At 50.0% G+C, this 308-nt stretch carries 1 pseudogene; it reads left to right on the plus strand.

The annotated features are described in order from the left end of the window. Nucleotides 1-308: pseudogene (locus Q0975_RS28400) on the plus strand (hypothetical protein); the annotation flags it as partial.

Raw genomic sequence — 308 nt, forward strand, 5'->3', positions numbered from 1 at the left:
GGAATCACTGGAGCACAAGGAATACAAGGTGTAACCGGAGCACAAGGAATCCAAGGAATCACTGGAGCACAAGGAATACAAGGTATCACCGGAGCACAGGGAATACAAGGAGTTACTGGAGCGCAAGGGGTAACTGGAGCTCAGGGAATACAGGGTATCACTGGAGCACAAGGAATACAAGGAATCACTGGAGCGCAAGGTTTAACTGGAGCACAGGGAATTCAAGGAATTACTGGAGCACAAGGTGTAACTGGAGCACAGGGAATACAAGGAATCACTGGAGCGCAAGGAGTAACTGGAGCTCAGGG

Source organism: uncultured Aquimarina sp., assembly GCF_947500065.1.
Lineage (GTDB): Bacteria > Bacteroidota > Bacteroidia > Flavobacteriales > Flavobacteriaceae > Aquimarina.